Origin of the sequence: Muricoccus harenae, from assembly GCF_009848505.1 — a bacterium.
GTDB classification, from domain to species: Bacteria; Pseudomonadota; Alphaproteobacteria; order Acetobacterales; family Acetobacteraceae; genus Roseomonas; species Roseomonas harenae.
The window spans coordinates 1-16609 of record NZ_WWDL01000055.1 but is presented as its reverse complement, the minus strand read 5'-3'; the positions used below and the strand labels follow the sequence as shown (position 1 = coordinate 16609).

Sequence of the window (16609 nt, the reverse complement as noted above, 5' to 3'; positions counted from 1 at the left end):
GCAGGTCGCGGCAGCGCCAGCGCACGACGCCGTCGCGCTCCAGGTCCGGTCCTTCCTCAACCCAGCGGGCCACCACCGCCTCCTGCTCGCTCGAGAGCCGTGGAGCCGGACCCGGAGCACGGCGGTTTGCCAGCCCAGCAAGCCCCTCGGCGTTGTAGCGGTGCACCCAGTCACGCAGCGTCTGCCGGTCCATGCCGCAGCTCTCGGCCGCCTCCTCACGCGAGGCCCCCTCCAGCACCAGCGCGATCGCCAGCATCCGGCGTGCCGCATTCGCATCACGGCTCCGCGCCGCTGACTTCCGGAGTTCGGCCGCCGAAAGATCCTGCCGTGTGATCGCCAGCGCCATCTCAGCCTCCCGAACCAACCACCGGGAGGAGCGAATCACGACCGGAGCGCTGGTGGGATCACATGCGAGTCAGCGATCAAGGCGGTTGGTATTACCGTCACCCTGTCCCTGCGGGCGCCCGCTGAATGGATGGGACGGACAGTGTCCCTGCGTCTCGGGGAAGGCGAGCTTCTGCGCGCAGAGGTGCCCGAGGCTGCGGTGCAGGTGACCATCGACATCCTCGCCTTCCGGACGGCGTCCCATTACGCGCTGCGGCTGCAGGATGGCACGGGCGCGGAGATACCCTGGACGGAATGCGACCTGCGGGGCGAGTTCTTCGAGGCCCTGCTCATCTCGCCGCAGACCTTTTGCGAAAAGGCGCAGCTGAACCACTCGCGCTTCCAGTCCCGGCACTTGCTGGAACTGGCGGCACATGGCTTCTACCTGCGCCATCCGGAGGCCGAGTTTCCCCTGCGCGGGGCGGCGCTCACCATTCTCGGCCACCGCTACCTGGAGAAGCCACCCGACTCCCTCACCCCGGCAGAAAGCGCGCGTGTCGCCTGGCTGCTCGATGAGGCGGAGCGCGTGACCCGGGAAGGCGCGGCGCTCATCCATGAGATCGAATCGAAGGGGGCGAAGATCGACTGGCGGCATGTCCGCTGGACCGTCTCGCTGGCGACCGTCGCCGCGCACCTCGCCCTCTACGAGGAGGATTACGAACAGGCGCTCTCCTTCCTCGAGCTGGCGACGCGGCACACGCATCTCGTCAACTATTCCAAGGTCTCCGCGCTGAACTTCGTGATCTGCGCCTTCGCCGAGGGGGTGATCGCGCATCTGCTGGGCCGCACGGACCGGGCGCGTTCGGTGCTGATCCATGGCATCGAATCGGTGAAGCCCATCGTGCAGGCGCAGAACCTGCTGGAGAATGTCTGGGTGCTCGGCGACCTGCAGAACGTGCTGCGGGCGGCGCGCCAGTGCTATATTGTCCTGGTGCGCATGGGCATCCTCGAAGTGCGCGTCAGCCCGCCCGTCATCGAGGACGCCATCCAGATCGACGTGAACGAGGTGCAGAGCCCGCTGGCGCGCATCATCCGGGCCGAGCGCGTCCCCGAGCTGGCGGCGCTCATCGCGGCGCATGGCGGCCGCTGACGCGGCACGCCTGCCACCCTTCCTACCACTTCAGCTCGTCGGCGATCCGGCCGATGGCGCATGGGTCCCGGCGCGGACCCGCTCCACCGGCAGGGGAATGAACTCCTTCTCGTCCCCGGGAACGAGGCCGAAGCGCCCCGCCTGCCAGTCGGCCTTCGCCTGCTCGATCCGTTCGCGGGAGGAGGAGACGAAGTTCCAGAACAGGTGCCGCGGCCCGTCCATTACGGCGCCTCCGAGAAGCAGCAGCCGTGCGCCCTGCGGGCCGGCGCGAAGGGCCAGCCCGTCGCCGGCGCGGAAGACGAGCATGCGGCCCGGCGCGAAGCGGTCCCCCGCCACAAGCACCTCCCCCTCCAGCACATAGGCGCCGCGTTCCTCATGCTGGTCGGGCAGCGGCAGGGCTGCGCCGGGTGCGAGCACGGCATCGGCGTAGAACAGGTCGGTCGGCGTCGCGACCGGGGAGCGCGCCCCCCAGCCATGGCCGGCGATCAGCCGCAGCCGTGCGCCGCCATCCTCGATCACTGGCAAGGTGGCCGCGGGATGATGCGCGAAATCCGGCATGGCCTCCTCCTGCGCGCGCGGCAGCGCCACCCAGGACTGGATGCCGAAGAGGCGGTTGCTGTGGCTGCGCAACGCCTGGTCCGTTCGTTCGGAATGCGCGATGCCGCGGCCGGCCGTCATCCAGTTCACGTCGCCCGGCCGGATCGGCTGGTCGGAGCCGAGCGTGTCGCGGTGCTGGATCTCGCCCTCGAACAGGTAGGTGACGGTGGAGAGGCCGATATGCGGGTGCGGCCGCACATCCAGCCCCTTTCCGGTCAGGAATTCGCCCGGTCCCATCTGGTCGAAGAAGATGAAGGGACCGACCATCTGGCGCTCCTTCGCGGGCAGGGCGCGCCGCACCTCGAAGCCGCCGATGTCATGCGTGCGCGGCAGGATCACTTGCCCCATGCATTCCGGCATCACGCCGGCCGGATTGCTCTCGACGCTCATCATCCGCCTCCCTGAAGTGCTGCGATCCAGTCGCGTGTGAGGGCAACATCCATCTGGGACAGGCCGTGCCCCAGCGGCAGATCACGATGCGACACCGCCGCGCCCGCGTCACGCAGCACGGTCGCAAGCTGCGCGCCGAGCGCCGTCGGGCTGATGGGATCGCTCGCGCCGGAGAGCAGCAGCACATCCGTGCCGTCCAGCTTCCCGGCCGGCGGATCGCGGAGCGGCAGGGTGGCGCGCAGCAGGGCGGCGCCCCGCAACAGGCCGGGATGGCGCAGCAGCAGCGCGCCCGCGGTGTTTGCGCCGTTGGAGAAGCCGACGGCGATTGGCGCCGCCAGCCCGTATTCGGCCAGCGCGGACCGGACGAAATCGGCCAATTCATCGGCCCGGCGGCGCAGGTCTTCCTCATCGAAGACGCCTTCCGCCAGGCGGCGGAAGAAGCGCGGCATGCCGTTCTCCAGCACCTTGCCGCGCGGCGAGAGCAGCGCCGCGCCCGGCGCCACCTTGCGGCCGAAGGGCAGCAGGTCGTTCTCGTCGCCACCGGTGCCGTGCAGCAGCAGGATGGGCGGGCGCGCGGCATGGCCGGCCGGTTCGTAGGCGTGGATGAAGTCGGTTGCGATGGCGCTCATAGCGTCCTTGCTCCAGGGGCGGGCCGCGCCGTTCGGGCGCGGCCCAAGGCTACCGGTTCTGCGATCAGCTCAGGCGAGGACGGGCAGTGCCGCCTCGATCTCGGTGCGATGCCGCTCGAGGAAGGCGGGCAGCTTCAGCGCATGGCCCAGCGCCTCCGCCGGCTCGTCCACGTCGAAGCCAGGAATGTCCGTCGCGATCTCGAACAGGACATGGCCGGGTTCGCGAAAATAGACGGAGCGGAAGTAGTCGCGGTTCTTCTGCTCCGTCGTGCGCAGGCCGTGATTGGCCGCAAGCTTGCGCACCATCTCCATCTCCGCCGCGTCATCCGCTGCGCGGAAGGCGAGGTGGTGCACCGAGCCACGCCCCAGCCGCGCCGGCAGGAAGCCGCCCACCGCGCGCAGGTCCACGATCCCGCCGATGGCGGTGCCCTCCACCTGGTAGCGGATGGTGTCGCCCTCGCGTGCCACCTTGGCGAAGCCGAAGACGTCGGAGAGGATCGCGCCGGTTGCCTCGGTCTTGTCCAGCATCAGGCTGACGCTGTGGAACCCGCGGATGGCGTGCTCGACCGGCACGTCGCCGTTGTTCCAGGCCGGCTCCGCCTCAATCCCCGGCAGCCCGACGAGGGCCAGGCGCAGACCGTCCGCGTCGCGGAAGGTCAGCACCGTCTCGCCGAAGCGGGTGGCGCGCTCCAGGCCGTGGTTCACCAGCCGTGCGGTCCAGTAGCCGATGGCGGCCTGCGGGATGCGGAGCACCGTCTCCTGCAACTCGCCCGCGCCGGCACGTCCGGGGGCTGCGTGCTCCCAGGGGAAGAAGGTGAGGATGGTGCCAGGGCTGCCGGCTTCGTCGCCGTAGTAGAAGTGATAGGCACCGGGATCGTCGAAGTTCACCGTCTTCTTCACCAGGCGCAGCCCGAGGGTGCGGGTGTAGAAGTCGAGGTTCCGCTGTGCCTGACCAGCGATGGCGGTGACGTGGTGGATGCCGTTGCGGGACATGGTCTCTGTCTCCTTGGGGGGGAGCGCGTCCGGCGCTCCAATGGAAACAGGAAATAGGATTGGAGGGTTCCGGGGCGAGGATAATCCGATTGCAATCGCGCAATCTCGGCCTTGCGTCATTCGAGATGGCATTGCGATTCATAGCAGGCGAACCTCCGGGTCAGCCAACGATCCAACCGGAGAATTTCCCATGATCGACTCCCGCCTTGCTCCCTACGCCCTCCTCCTCCTGCGCGTCTCGCTCGGGGTGATGTTCATCGCCCATGCCTGGCTTAAGATTGCGGTCTTCACCGTGCCGGGCTTCGCCGGGTTCCTCGGCCAGGCCGGCTTTCCCGCCTTCCTCGCTTGGCCGGTTGTCCTGGCGGAGCTGATCGGCGGCGTCGCCCTTCTCCTCGGCCTCTATGCCCGCGCCGTGTCGGTGGCGATGCTGCCGGTACTGCTCGGTGCGCTGATGGTGCATGCCGGCAATGGCTGGGTGTTTAACGCGCCGAATGGCGGCTGGGAGTATCCGGCCTTCCTCGTGGTCGGCGCGCTGGTGCAGGCCCTGGCTGGCGACGGGGCGCTTGCCCTGCGTGCCACGCCGGTGCCGGTATCCCGGCCGGCCCTCGCCGCCGCTACCTGAAACCCCTAGCATCGCGGCAACCCGCCGGCGGCACGGTTCCGTGTCGCCGGCTTCGCGCGTCGGGATGAGCGTCGTGAAGGAACCTGCCCGCAGCCTCGCCTGGGACGACTTCCGCCTGGTCAATGCGGTGGCCGAGGCGCGCAACCTGCCCGCCGCCGCCGCGCGGCTCGGCATCGACCATTCGACTGTCTTCCGCCGCCTGAAGCAGGTGGAGGCGCTGCTCGGCACGGTGCTCTTCGAGCGACACCGCAGCGGCTACACCCTGACCCCGGCGGGGGAGGAGGTGGCGGCCCTCGCCGCGCGGGTGGACGAGGACATCACCGCCGTCACGCGCCGGCTCGCAGGGCAGGCGCCGGCGCCATCGGGCGAGCTGCGGCTCGCCACGAGCGACAGCCTGCTCTCCGATCTGCTGATGCCGATGCTGGCCCGGTTCCGTCGCACGCATCCGGCGATCCGCCTCGACCTCGTCACTGGCAATGCGGCGCTGAACCTGTCTCGGAGGGATGCGGATGTGGCAGTGCGCGCCACCGACGCGCCGCCTGACACGCTGGTCGGCCGCCGCGCCGCGCGGATCGCATGGGCGCTCTACGGCGCCGCAGGGGTGAATGGCGCAAGTGATCCGCTGGCGGAGGCGGATTGGGTCTGTCTTGGCGAGAACCTCGCGGGCTTGCGGGTGGTGCGCTACGCGCGGGAGGCAGTGCCGGCCGACCGGCTGGCAGGCCGTTTCGATACGGTGCTCGGCCTGGCCCATGCGGTGGCAGCCGGCATCGGCGTGGGGCACCTGCCCTGCTTCATCGGCGACTCCTGGCCCGGCCTGGTCCGCCTTGCGCCGCCAGAGCCGAACTATGCCTCGGACCTCTGGCTGCTGACGCATCCGGACCTGCGCCACACACCACGCGTGCGCGCCCTTCTTGACAATCTGGCGGAGGCGATCGCGGCGAAGCGGCCGCTGATCGAGGGGATGACGCCACGAGAGGGCTGGGGGACCGCGTTCCCCATTCCCGCTCCGCGACCTGACGGTGGCGCCCAGCAGTAGCCCGAACGCTACAGGGCCAGGCGGAGCCTTACGCCAGCGGCCACCGTATCCCGCAGCCGCCCATTCTTTGCGCAGTCGTCCGAAACGCGGGCATTGGGCTGGGAAACCCCCTGCAGCAGCGGCATTTCCGATGCCGGACCTCGGGCAGGAGTTCGCGCCTCGCCACGCCGTAGCTCTTCAGACCAGCCGATGTGGCTTGTACTTCAGGCACGCGAGCAGGCGCTTGAGGAACCGCTTGGCTGCGCTCCCATTCCGCCGGTCCTGAACCAGGATATCCAGCACCACCCCATGCTGGTTCACCAACAGAACCATGGCGACGGCCCAGCGGCCGCGAATAAGCCGCGTGCCCGTGCTACCGGGCGGCCGGAGCGGCCTCCGCAAGCCCAAGGATACGAGCCGGCGTGCACTCTACGATCATCGCGCGGTCGTCCGGGGCGAGGCCGAGTACGTCAAGCAGACCCAGTGGCCGATCGTAGCCCATATCGAAGGTGTAGTCGCTGCCCAGAACGATCCGATCCACGCCCACCTGTGCGATGAGCCAACGCAGGATCTCCGGCGAATGGGAGATGGTATCGTAGGTGAAGCGCCGCAAATAATCGCTGGGTGGTCGCGGCATGTGGCGTCCCTCCTTGCGCACGCGCGCGCCGTGGTCCAGCCGCCCCGCCAGGATAGGCAACGCACCGCCTGCATGGGGTAGGCTCACCTCCAGGTCAGGGCACCTGTCCAACACACCGCCGAAGATGAGATGGGCGGCGGCGACTGCAGCCTCGAAGGGGTTGCCGAGCAGGTTGTTGAGATAGAAGGGCTTGAGCCGCGCGCCGCCGAGGACGATCAGCGGGTGCAGGAAAATGGGCAGGCCCGCCGCCTCGGCCGCCTGGAAGATCGGCAGGAAGTCCGGGTCCGAAAGATCGCGGCCGTTGATGTGGGTGCCCATGTAGAGACCATGGATGCCGGGCAAGGCGCGCGCGCGTTCCAGTTCCCGCAGACTGCGGTCGATATCGGGCATTGGTAAGGTGGCGAGCCCGATGAAGCGTTCGGGGTATTGCCGGTGTGCCTCCGCACAGGCGTCGTTATAGGCACGCGACAGGCGCTCGGAGAGACCGGGCGAGGCCCAGTAGGTCATGGGCGAGGTGAGGGAGAGCACCTGCATGGTGATCCCCGTCGCGTCCATGTCGGCAAGGCGCTCCTCGAGGTTCCAGAAGCGGGATGGCATGGGGCCGTTGCGGAAACCGGCCGCCTGCACGAAGAAGCCTTCCGGTGTCTCGACATACTCCGCGCCCTCCGCGGTGCCGTCCTTGCCGAGCATCTCGAGGAAGCTGCGCGGGAAGTAATGCGTGTGGGTGTCGATCACCCGGCCTGCGCTGCGCGGCTTGCCGCCGGCGGCCATGCCATCGGCCGGTGCGGCGAGGGCGCTCGCCGTCATGCCGCGCATCCTGTCCCTGCTCCTCCTCAGTCGGCGGCGGCGCCGGAACGCTCCGCCACCTCGCCCCAACGCCGTGCCTCACGCGCCATGAAGTCCGCGAACTCGTCCGGCGTGTGGCTGGAAACCGGTTCGACGCCACCGGTGGCATAGCGGCGCACCACACCGGGATGGCGCAGCGCCTCGGCCGTGACGGCATGCAGCCGCTCGATGATCTCGGGCGGTGTGCCGGCGGGGGCGAGGAGGCCCTGCCAGGAGCCGGAGACGAAGCCGGGATAGCCGCTCTCCTCCATGGTCGGCACGTCCGGCAGGGCGGGGATGCGCCGCGCGGTCGTGACCGCCAGGCCCTTCATCCGCCCGCCCTGCACATGGCCGAGCGCAGAAGAGAGGGTGATGAAGCCGCCAGCCACGGCACCGCCGAGAATGTCCGTCGCGGCCTGCCCCGCGCCAGCGGTGTAGGGCACATGGATCATGTCCAGCCCCTCGGCTTGGCGCAGCAGCTCCATTTCCAGCCGGTTCAGGCTGCCGCTGCCAGGCGAGGCATAGGAAAGCGCACCGGGCTTCGCCTTAGCCTCCGCGACGAACTCCTTCACTGTCCTCACCGGGAGGGAAGGACCGACGACCAGGATATCCGGCGTGTCGGCCACCAAGGTGACCGGCGCGAAATCCGTGGCGGGCTTTACCTTCAGGGCACGCGAGAAGACGGTCGGATTGATCGCCAGCGTGCCGACATTGCCGAGGAAGAGCGTGTAGCCATCCGGCGCTGAGCGGGCCGCGGCCTCCATGCCGATATTGCCGGCGGCGCCAGCGCGGTTCTCGATGACCAGGGGCTGGCCGAGCACTTCGCCCAGGCGCGGCTGCAGGATGCGCGCCACGAAGTCCGAGGCACCACCGGGGCCGAAGGGCACGATGACCCGGACGGGGCGATCCGGATAGCGCATGGCGGCACGCGCGAGGGCGGGCATGGCCGGGCCACCGAGCAGCCCGGCGAGCAACGGGCGGCGCCCGAAGGTCTTCGGCATCATTCTTCCCTCCCTTGCCCGGCCCCTTCGCGGGGCCGGTTCCCGCGATCCATCAGGCGGCGCGCAACGCGTCTTCCACAGCCAGCGGCAGGTGGATGGGCCGCTTGAGCTTGGCCGAAAGGTCCAGCGCCTTGGTCAGCATCAGCCGGTCATGCGCCTCGGCCGCCGTCGCGGCCTGGGTGGGCACGCCGAGCGAGATGCGGTCGAGCCAGGAGACGGTTTCCTCCCGCATCGGGCCGCGCAATTCCCCGAGCGCCATGTCGCCGGGCGGATAGGAGCCGAGGAAATCCACGAGCCGCTGCTTGTCGGGCGCATAGCCTTCGGAGGTCGGCTGGCTGACGGCGAGGACAATGTCGCGATGCGTGTCGTCGATGGTCAGCACGCCGTCCGTGCCGTTGATGCCGACTTCCAGGCTGTAGACCGCGCCCGGCCAGGTGACCGGCAGCGCCCAAGAGATGTTGAGGTGGTAGATGCTGCCATCCTCGAAGGTGATGAGGCCAGCGGTGGCGTCGATACCCTTCCATTCCGGGCCGAGCACCTTGTCCACCGAGCGCGCATAGACCTCGACGGGGCGCTTATCCTCCATCATCCACATGACGATGTCGAGCGCATGGGTGCCGGAGATGACCATGGGCGAGATGGTCTCGGGCTTGTCCGTGCGGCGGTAATTGTCGATGGCCACAAGGCGGTTCATGAAGGCGCGGGACGTCACCATGGTCACATCGCCCAGCGCGCCCGTGCGAACCTTCTCCTTCGCGGCCAGCCAGCGGCGGCGGAAGCGCTGGGTATAGCCGACCACTGCATCCACGCCGGATTTCTCGATCGCGTGCATGACGCGGATGGATTCGTTCAGGTCCGTGGCGAGCGGCTTCTCGATGAGCAGCGGCAGGCCGCGCGCGACGGCCTCCATGATTGGCCCGACATGCAGGTGCTCGTCGGTGGCGACGATCACCGCATTCACCTCGGGGCGCGCGAGCAGCTCCTTGTAGTCCGTGGTGACATAGTCGGCACCGATGGCTTCGCCGACCTGCTTGCCACGGTCCGGCTTGATCTCGGCGATGCCGATCCAGTCCACCATCGGATGGCGCGCCGCCACGCCGCCGCGGAACAACCCGACTCGGCCGGCGCCGATGATGGCAAGGCCGAGGCGCTTCTTCTGGGTGGGACGGATCACAGCACGCCCTCCGTGAGGGTGAGGGAGAGCCGCTCCGCCTGCGGGTTGCGCAGCAGCGGCAGGTGCACGGCCTCACCGGTTTCGATGGAGAGGTCGGCGGCGGTGTAGACTTCCATGGCAAGCAACGCCTGCTCTGGCGTGACCAGCGGTTCGCGGTCCCGGATCACGTCCTCGATGAAGGCGTTGGTCTCGGGCGCCATGGCGCCGGCATAGACGTGCCCCACATACTCACCGGGCATGGTGGACATCGGGAACACGGCGCCAGGCGCATCCATCCGCATCAGCGCGACGTCGCGATGCGTGTCGTCCACCATCAGCGCACCTTCGCTGCCCACGAACTCAATCCAGGTGGAGGAGAAGTTCGGATAGCCCGGCGGCAGGATCCAGCCCGCGCCGATGGTCACCACCACGCCGGTGTCCATGGTGATCATGATCCAGTCGCAGTCCGGCGCCCCGTTCTTCTTGTGCATCACCTTGCGCACTTCCTGCGCATAGACCTTCACCGGGCGCGCAGGGGCGAGGCACCAAAGCACAAAGTCAATGTCATGCGTGGCTTCCATGGCGGCGGGGGAAAGCTTCACGCGGCCGCTGATCTTGCTGCCCAGGCCGCGCGTGATGTGGCGGCTCACCAGCACGCTGACGGGCTCGCCCAGCGTGCCCTCCGCCACCTGCTTCTTCACATAAGCGTATTTCGGGCTGAAGCGCTGCGAATAGCCGATGGTGAACTTCACGCCCTTGCGGCGGGCCAGCGTCACCAGCTCGTCGCCCTCCTCCAGCGTCAGCGCAAGGGGCTTCTCCAGGAAGACATGGCGGCCGCTTTCCAGGAAGGCGCGCGCCATGGGGAAGTGGTTCTGCTCGGGCGTCGCGCAGACATAGACGGCCTCGATCGCAGGGTTGTCCAGGAACTCGCGCCAGTTGGTGGTGGCGGTGGCAGCATTAGTCTTTGCCTGGACCTCGCGCAGCCGCTCCTCGCGGTTCTCGGCGATGTGCAGCCGGGACACCAGGAGGTTCCGCGATAGGGCTTCCGCCCGGATGCCGCCGCACCAGCCAGTGCCGACGATCGCTGCTTCGATCTGTCTCACGCCGTTCCCTCTCCTGCCTCTGCGGGCACCGATGGGCGGCATGCTAGCGGCGGGAAGCCGGATCCGCCCAATAAGGCTTCGCCATCCACCCCATAGGATTTCGGTATCGGGCGGCCGGGCCTGGCCCATCACGATCCCTGATGGCCGACAGTAGATCAAATTGGTTCCGGCCAGCCGGGAGCCTCGCCATGGTCCGGCCAGTTGCTTGGGAGGCCGACGCATGAGCGTCTCGATCACGGCATCGCCGGCGGAGCCGGTACGCATCGACTGCACCGGTTCATCCGATCCGCGGGCCCTGCGGCAGGCGCTGGGCCGCTTCGCGACCGGCATCACCGTCATCACCACCTGCACGAAGACGGGGAAGCTGGAGGGGATGACGGCGAATTCCTTCTCCTCCGTCTCGCTTGATCCGCCGCTGGTGCTCTGGAGCCTGCGGCGACAGGCGCCCTCGCTCGCCGGCTTCCTGGAGGCCGGGTGCTTCGCGGTGAACATCCTTTCGGCCGAACAGGGCGCGACGTCCCGCCACTTCGCGACGCCGGTGGCGGACAAGTTCGAAGGCGTGGACTGGGAGCCGGGCCATGGCGGCTGCCCGCTGCTGCCCGGCTGCCTCGCCAGTTTCGAATGCGACACGGACCAGGTGGTGGAGGCCGGGGACCACGTGATCCTCATCGGCCGCATCCGGCACGTGACGCACCAGGACGGCACGCCGCTGGTCTTCCATGGCGGCCAGTACGGCGTGCCCGTGGCACTGACAGCCTGAGGGGGAGGGATCACAATGGTCAACGCCGCAGTCGCGGGGCTGGGCTGGTGGGGACGGCAGATCGTCCGCAGCCTGGCGGGATCGGAGGAGATCCGAGTGGTCCGGGCGGTGGAACCCGCCGTCGCTGCGAATGCCGAGTTCGCGCGGGAGTTCGGACTGGCGATCTCCCCCACGCTGGAGGATGCGCTCGCGGATCCCGGCGTGGATGCGGTGATCCTCTGCACGCCGCAGGACATGCATACCGGACAGGTGCTGGCGGCAGCGGCCGCGGGCAAGCATGTGTTCTGCGAGAAGCCCCTGGCCATGAGCCGTGCCGATGCGGAGCGCTCGGTGGATGCCTGCCTTGCGGCGGGCATGGTGCTCGGCGTCGGGCATGAGCGGCGCTACGAGCCGGCCATGCGCCGCCTGCGCGGCCTGATCCGCGAGGGGCAGCTCGGCACGCTGCTGCATGGCGAGGCGAATTTCAGCCATGACAAACTCACCCATATCAAGCCGGGCGACTGGCGCGCCGATCCGCGCAATCCGGCGGCCATGACGGGCATGGGCATCCACCTGACCGACGCCTTCCTCGAGCTGTTCGGCCCCGCAACCGAGGTCTATGCCGCCGCGGCCGGGATCGTGTCGGACCGGCCGAATGGCGACATCGTCTCGGTGCAGATGCGCTTCTCTTCAGGCGCGACGGCCTTCGCCAGCGCGATCCTGGAGACGCCGCTCTTCATCGGGCTGCGCGTCTTCGGCTCAAAGGGCTGGGCGGAAATCCGGAACGCGTCCCATCCGGATACACCAGGCCCGGCGGTGCTGACGGTGCAGCCGAAGGGCGGCGAGCGCTGGTCCGAGGAGCATGGCTGGGAGAATGCCGTGTTGCTGAACCTGCGCGCCTTCGCTCAGGCCATCCGGGGCGAGGCAACATATCCCATCACGGACGCTGAGAAGATCGGCAATGTCGCCGTGCTGGAGGCGGTGCGGGATTCCGTCGCGGGGGGCACGCCCATCCGCCTCGCACCGTCGGCGCCCGTGGCGGCCACGGCCAAGTAAGCAGAAGACCGGAGGAACCCCCATGCAGCTCGGCTTCTTCACCATGCCGATTCACCCGCTGGGCAAGGACTGGCGGCAATCCCTGCGCGAGGACCAGGAGGCCTTCGTGCTGGCGGACCGGCTCGGCTATTCGGAAGCCTATGTCGGCGAGCACTCGACCGATGCGGCGGAGAACATTACCTCCTGCATGATGTTTCTCTCGGCACTTGCCGGGCAGACGAAGCAGATCCGGTTGGGCACGGGCACGGTGAACATGCCCAACACCCATCCCGCAGCCGTGGCCGCGCAGGCGGCGATGCTGGATCATATGCTGGATGGGCGCTTCATTCTGGGAATTAGTCCGGGCGGGTTGCTCTCGGATGCGGAGGTGTTCGGCAACCTGGGCGCCGACCGCAACGCCATGTTCCTGGAATGCATCAACCAGGTGCTGGCGCTGTGGACTCAGGAGCCGCCCTACAATCTTGACGGCCAGTTCTGGAAGATCGGTACGCCGAGGACCCACTTGCCGGAGATCGGCCAGGGGATCATCCCCAAGCCCCTGCAGCGACCGCATCCGCCAATCGTCGTGACGGCCGTGGCGCCCTTCTCCAAAGGCGTGACGGAAGCGGCGGTGCGCGGCTGGGACCCGATCTCGGCCAACTTCCTGATGCCGGCCTGGGTGCGCAGCCACTGGCCGAAATACGTGGAGGGCTGCGAGCGCGTCGGTCGCCCGGCGGATCCGGCGAACTGGCGCGTGGCGAAGAGCATCTTCGTCGCAGATGACGACGCGACGGCGCGCGACTACTCGACCGATGCCAATAGTCCCTACACCTACTACTACCGTTCCCTGCTGACGAAGCTGGTTCGGAACGGCCGCGCGGAGCTGTTCAAGGAGCGGCGCGACATGCCGGATGAGGAGGTGACGCTCGACTACGTCACGGACCGGCTGGTGTTCCACGGCTCCGTCAACAAGGTGGTCGACCAGATACTCGCCTTCCGCGAGCAGGTGGGGGATTTCGGCACCCTGCTCTATGCCGGCAAGGACTGGCGCGATCCCGCGCTGGGGCGCCGCTCGATGGAGCTGATGGCGGAGAAGGTGATGCCGGCGGTGAACGAGGCGATCGGCCGCGGCGCCACGCGCGCCGCCGCGGAATAGCCGATCGGCGCCGGATATCCCGGCGCCCATGGCGTCTCAGTCGAGGCCCAAAAATCCAGCCACCGCTGCCTCGAACCCGGCGGGGTTGTCGATATTGGGCAGGTGGCCGGAGCCGGGCACGACAGCCAGTCTTGCTCCGGGCAGCTTTTCCGCCATGTCCCGCATGACGGCCACCGGTGCGGCGGCGTCCTGCTCCCCAACGATGAAGAGCGTGAGGCAGGCGATACGCGAGAGCTGGGGCAGGTAGTCCAGTCCCTTGATCGCGGCCGCCGCGGCCTGGTAACCGGGCACGGGCGTCGAGCGGATCATCGTCGCGATCCGCTCGGCCACGGCCGGCTCCGCGGCCCGGAAGGACGGGGAGAGCCACCGCTCCAGCGTGCTCTGGGTCACCGCCTCCATGCCGCCCGCGGCGGCGGTGGCGATCCGGTCGTCCCAGAAAGCACGGATGGGCGGGGGTGCCTCGGCGCGTGCATCGCAGCAGACAAGCCGCTCGATACGGTCGGGATGCGTGAGGGCGAGCCCAAGCGCCGTCATGCCGCCAAGCGAAAGGCCCATGAAGGTGCAGGCGCGAATGCCGAAGGATTCCATGACGGCCACCGCGTCCTGCACCAGCTCCGCAAATCCCGTCTCGCCCGTTGCCACCGCGCTTTTGCCATGGCCGCGCGTGTCATAGCGCAGCACGCGGTAGCGGCGCGTCAGGAACGGAATCTGCGCGTCCCACATGTGCAGATCGGCGGCGAGGCTGTTGCCCAGCACGATCCAGGGCGCCCCTTCCCGCTCCGCGCCGTCCGCCCGCGCATAAATCCCGCCGTTTCCCGTCCGCACCTGTCGCCCGATCATCCCACATTCCTCCGTATGGTCGCGCGGAGGCTAGGTGCGCGCGCGGGCGGCGCGAAATCATCATTCCTGCGGCGCGCCATCAGGCGGCGCAATGCGCCCGCGACCCGCTCATGCCGCCTCGATGTCCCATCCGGCGTTGAAGCGCGCGGTTTCCTCCTCAAGCACGGCGAGGAAGGCGGCGGCCGGCCCGGAGAGGGAGCGGCGCAAGGGCTGGATCAGCACGAGCTCCAGCATCAGCGACGGATCTGCAAGGCGGCTTACGGTGAAGTGCCGGCGCTGGGCCTCGTTCGCCATCATGATGGCGGGAAGCACCGTCATCCAGCGAGCGGTCGACACCAGGTCGAGCGTGCCGAGCATGGCATCTAGCTCCATCAACCTTTCGACCTGCACGCCATTGGAGGCGAAATAGGTTTCCAGTGTCTGCCGGCGGGTGTTGCGCGGACCCGGAAGCGCGAGGCGCAGCGGGCCGAGATCGGCAAGGCGGACCTGACCCATATGCGGCAGATCCGAATCGGCGGCGGAGACCAGGACCTCGGCGGTCCGGAGGAAGCGGCGCACCCGCATGCCCGTGGTTTGCTCGAAGGTCGGCACCACAGCGAAATCGAGTTCGCCGGCGCCGGTCATGGGCGTCAGCATGGCGCTGTAGGCCTCGGTGATCCGTACGACGACATTGGGCTGCTCGCGCGTGAAGCGATCCAGCGCGGGGGCCAGGGCACAGCGCGTCATGGTGGGCATCAGCCCGACATGCACCTCGCCCTCTAGCGCGCAACCATATGCGCGCACGGCACGCTCCGCGGCCTCGCGCGCGCGCAGGATCTCCACCGCGCGCTGGTACAGGGCGTCGCCGGCCGGTGTTGGAATGACGGGGCCGGTGCCACGGGCGAAGAGCCGGACACCGAGGCGGTCCTCGAGCTTGCGGATGTGCTGCGACACGCCCGGCTGGGTCGCGTTCTCGCGCTGCGCTGCCGCGGTGAACGACCGTTCCTCATAGGCGGCGACGAAGAGGGATAGGTCCCGGAAGCTCTCTGACACCGGGGCAGTGTCGGGAAGCAGGTTGGGGATGGCAAGGGGAGCCCGCGGCACCGTCCGTGTCTTCCGCTCCGAAGGTCCACCGGTCCTGAGCCGGGTGCCGAACGGTCTGGCGGCCCGTGCGCGGCTCAGCCCACGTCGATCCGCGCCTCCTCCGTGATCTGGCGCCAGAGGACGAGCTCGGCGTTCAGCCAGCTTCGCACCTGGTCGAGCGACATCTCCGGCATGGCCCGCATGCCCTGCCGCCGGAACGCCTCCTTCACCGCCACGGCGTAGAGGGACTGATTCGCCGCCCGGTTCAGCGTAAGCAGCACGTCGCGCGGGGTCTCGGCCGGCGCGAAGAGCGCCTGCCATGCCGTGGTGCCGACCCCCGGATAGCCGAGCTCCGCCATGGTCGGCACGTCCGGGAAATCGGGAAGCCGCGTCTCGGACGCCACCGCCAGCGCACGGATCCGCCCCTCCCGCACCATGCCAGCCGAGGTCGCGACATTGAGGAAGCAGATATGCAGGTTTCCGTTCAACAGTTCCGTGATGGTCGGGCCGGCGCCGCCGGGCATCGGGACATGCACCATGTCGAGCCCAGCGTGCCGCCCGAGCATGACCGCATCGAACTGCTGGTAGCTGCCGACCCGGAGCTGCAGTAGTTGACGCGCCCAGGGTTGCACCGGGCGTAGTCCAGCATCTCCGGAAGGTTGCGCGCCGGGAAGTTGGTGGTGGTCGCCAGCAGGAAGGCCGGCAGGTCCGCCAACCGCGCGACCGGCACCACCTCCTTCGCATAGTCGATGGACATCCGCTGGCGGAACAGCACGGGAGTGATGGCGTTGGTGGTGACGTTGCCAACCATCAGCATGTAGCCATCGGCGTGGGACCTGGCCATCGTCTCCATGGCCAGGATGCCGGCGGCACCAGGCTTGTTCTCGACGAGGAAGGGCTGGCCAAGCGCGCGCCGCATCTCCTCCCCCACCACGCCGGCCACGATGTCGGTCGCGCCGCCCGGCGCGTAGGGAACGAGCATCCGCACGGGACGGGCCGGGTAGGTATCCTGGGCACGGGCCTGCCATGGCGCTAAGGACAGGCCGCCCAGTGACGCGATAACGCCTCTTCTCGTCGGCATGTCGTCCTCCCGCCGCCGGCCTTGCCGGCCTTTTCGCCGCGCCGGAACCGGGCGGCGCCAGACGGGACGCTCTGAGGTCCGTCCCTTCAAGGGGTAGGCGCGCGTCACCGTTCGCCGTGCAGGCGTTGTTCTCGATGTAGAGGCGTTCGGGTGAGGAGGCGGATGACGAGCGACGGTTGATCCAGCTCTGATGCGCGGGTTGGATACCGCATGACCATGGTCGTCGCGGGGCTGCCTCTGTCTAGGAGCGGGGATCG

Annotated in this window: 17 protein-coding genes and 1 pseudogene; 6 read left to right on the top strand and 12 right to left on the bottom strand. The window is 68.6% G+C overall.

Features of this window, described 5'->3' with window-relative positions; genetic code table 11:
• Nucleotides 1-346 (bottom strand): helix-turn-helix domain-containing protein (locus GSE44_RS23955; RefSeq protein WP_159351348.1); only part of this gene is annotated, 346 nt, incomplete at its 3' end.
• A gap of 141 nt (nucleotides 347-487) precedes the next feature.
• Between GSE44_RS23955 and GSE44_RS23950 the strand changes: the two genes are divergently transcribed.
• Nucleotides 488-1474 carry a hypothetical protein gene (locus GSE44_RS23950; protein WP_159351347.1) on the top strand — a complete coding sequence of 329 codons (987 nt, stop codon included), beginning with the start codon at nucleotides 488-490 and terminating at the stop codon, nucleotides 1472-1474.
• A 30-nt stretch (nucleotides 1475-1504) separates the two neighbouring features.
• Here the strand turns inward: GSE44_RS23950 and GSE44_RS23945 are convergent, their stop codons facing one another.
• The 3 genes from GSE44_RS23945 to GSE44_RS23935 all read right to left on the bottom strand — a co-directional run bounded on the left by GSE44_RS23945 (nucleotide 1505) and on the right by GSE44_RS23935 (nucleotide 4083).
• On the bottom strand, nucleotides 1505-2461 hold the full coding sequence (locus GSE44_RS23945) for a pirin family protein (RefSeq protein WP_159351346.1): 957 nt from the start codon (nucleotides 2459-2461) through the stop codon (nucleotides 1505-1507).
• Nucleotides 2461-3090, bottom strand: a complete 630-nt coding sequence (locus tag GSE44_RS23940) for an alpha/beta hydrolase (RefSeq protein WP_159351345.1) — start codon at nucleotides 3088-3090, stop codon at nucleotides 2461-2463. Before GSE44_RS23940 ends, GSE44_RS23945 begins: the two co-directional genes overlap by 1 nt.
• A 69-nt stretch (nucleotides 3091-3159) precedes the next feature.
• Nucleotides 3160-4083: a ring-cleaving dioxygenase gene (locus tag GSE44_RS23935; protein ID WP_159351344.1), complete on the bottom strand. Its 924-nt coding sequence runs from the start codon at nucleotides 4081-4083 to the stop codon at nucleotides 3160-3162.
• 190 nt (nucleotides 4084-4273) lie between these two features.
• On the opposite strand from GSE44_RS23935, the gene GSE44_RS23930 reads away from it, so the two are divergent.
• Nucleotides 4274-4705, top strand: a complete 432-nt coding sequence (locus GSE44_RS23930; protein ID WP_159351343.1) for a DoxX family protein — start codon at nucleotides 4274-4276, stop codon at nucleotides 4703-4705.
• Nucleotides 4706-4769: 64 nt separating this feature from the next.
• The gene (locus GSE44_RS23925) at nucleotides 4770-5741 is read left to right on the top strand and encodes a LysR family transcriptional regulator (protein WP_159351352.1); all 972 of its coding nucleotides are present in this window, start codon (nucleotides 4770-4772) and stop codon (nucleotides 5739-5741) included.
• A gap of 177 nt (nucleotides 5742-5918) precedes the next feature.
• On the opposite strand, the gene GSE44_RS26630 is transcribed toward GSE44_RS23925, so the two are convergent.
• The 5 genes from GSE44_RS26630 to GSE44_RS23900 are packed head-to-tail and all read right to left on the bottom strand — an operon-like array spanning nucleotide 5919 to nucleotide 10439.
• Nucleotides 5919-6122, bottom strand: a complete 204-nt coding sequence (locus GSE44_RS26630; RefSeq protein WP_408015158.1) for a DDE-type integrase/transposase/recombinase — start codon at nucleotides 6120-6122, stop codon at nucleotides 5919-5921.
• Nucleotides 6094-7164, bottom strand: coding sequence for an amidohydrolase family protein (locus GSE44_RS23915; protein ID WP_201306229.1), 1071 nt, complete (start codon nucleotides 7162-7164; stop codon nucleotides 6094-6096). Before GSE44_RS23915 ends, GSE44_RS26630 begins: the two co-directional genes overlap by 29 nt.
• 26 nt (nucleotides 7165-7190) lie before the next feature.
• On the bottom strand, nucleotides 7191-8186 hold the full coding sequence (locus tag GSE44_RS23910) for a Bug family tripartite tricarboxylate transporter substrate binding protein (protein ID WP_159351341.1): 996 nt from the start codon (nucleotides 8184-8186) through the stop codon (nucleotides 7191-7193).
• 49 nt (nucleotides 8187-8235) lie between these two features.
• On the bottom strand, nucleotides 8236-9357 hold the full coding sequence (locus tag GSE44_RS23905; RefSeq protein ID WP_201306228.1) for a Gfo/Idh/MocA family protein: 1122 nt from the start codon (nucleotides 9355-9357) through the stop codon (nucleotides 8236-8238).
• Nucleotides 9354-10439, bottom strand: a complete 1086-nt coding sequence (locus GSE44_RS23900) for a Gfo/Idh/MocA family protein (protein WP_201306227.1) — start codon at nucleotides 10437-10439, stop codon at nucleotides 9354-9356. The genes GSE44_RS23905 and GSE44_RS23900 overlap by 4 nt, the downstream gene beginning before the upstream one ends.
• A gap of 220 nt (nucleotides 10440-10659) precedes the next feature.
• Here GSE44_RS23900 and GSE44_RS23895 point away from each other — a divergent pair, with 220 nt between their 5' ends.
• From GSE44_RS23895 to GSE44_RS23885, 3 genes are read left to right on the top strand one after another with little or no spacing between them, the layout of a single operon-like run.
• On the top strand, nucleotides 10660-11199 hold the full coding sequence (locus GSE44_RS23895) for a flavin reductase family protein (protein WP_159351339.1): 540 nt from the start codon (nucleotides 10660-10662) through the stop codon (nucleotides 11197-11199).
• 15 nt (nucleotides 11200-11214) lie between these two features.
• On the top strand, nucleotides 11215-12234 hold the full coding sequence (locus tag GSE44_RS23890) for a Gfo/Idh/MocA family protein (RefSeq protein WP_159351338.1): 1020 nt from the start codon (nucleotides 11215-11217) through the stop codon (nucleotides 12232-12234).
• Nucleotides 12235-12256: 22 nt separating this feature from the next.
• A complete protein-coding gene (locus GSE44_RS23885) occupies nucleotides 12257-13369 on the top strand; it encodes an LLM class flavin-dependent oxidoreductase (RefSeq protein ID WP_159351337.1) in 1113 nt (370 codons plus the stop codon).
• Nucleotides 13370-13405: 36 nt separating this feature from the next.
• Here GSE44_RS23885 and GSE44_RS23880 read toward each other — a convergent pair whose 3' ends face one another.
• From GSE44_RS23880 to GSE44_RS26000, 3 genes and pseudogenes are all read right to left on the bottom strand, one after another.
• Nucleotides 13406-14209, bottom strand: coding sequence for an alpha/beta fold hydrolase (locus tag GSE44_RS23880; protein WP_159351336.1), 804 nt, complete (start codon nucleotides 14207-14209; stop codon nucleotides 13406-13408).
• Between the two features lie 108 nt (nucleotides 14210-14317).
• The gene (locus GSE44_RS23875; protein WP_201306226.1) at nucleotides 14318-15292 is read right to left on the bottom strand and encodes a LysR family transcriptional regulator; all 975 of its coding nucleotides are present in this window, start codon (nucleotides 15290-15292) and stop codon (nucleotides 14318-14320) included.
• A 74-nt stretch (nucleotides 15293-15366) separates the two neighbouring features.
• Nucleotides 15367-16190 (bottom strand): annotated as a pseudogene (locus GSE44_RS26000) (Bug family tripartite tricarboxylate transporter substrate binding protein).
• Nucleotides 16191-16609: the final 419 nt, after the last annotated feature.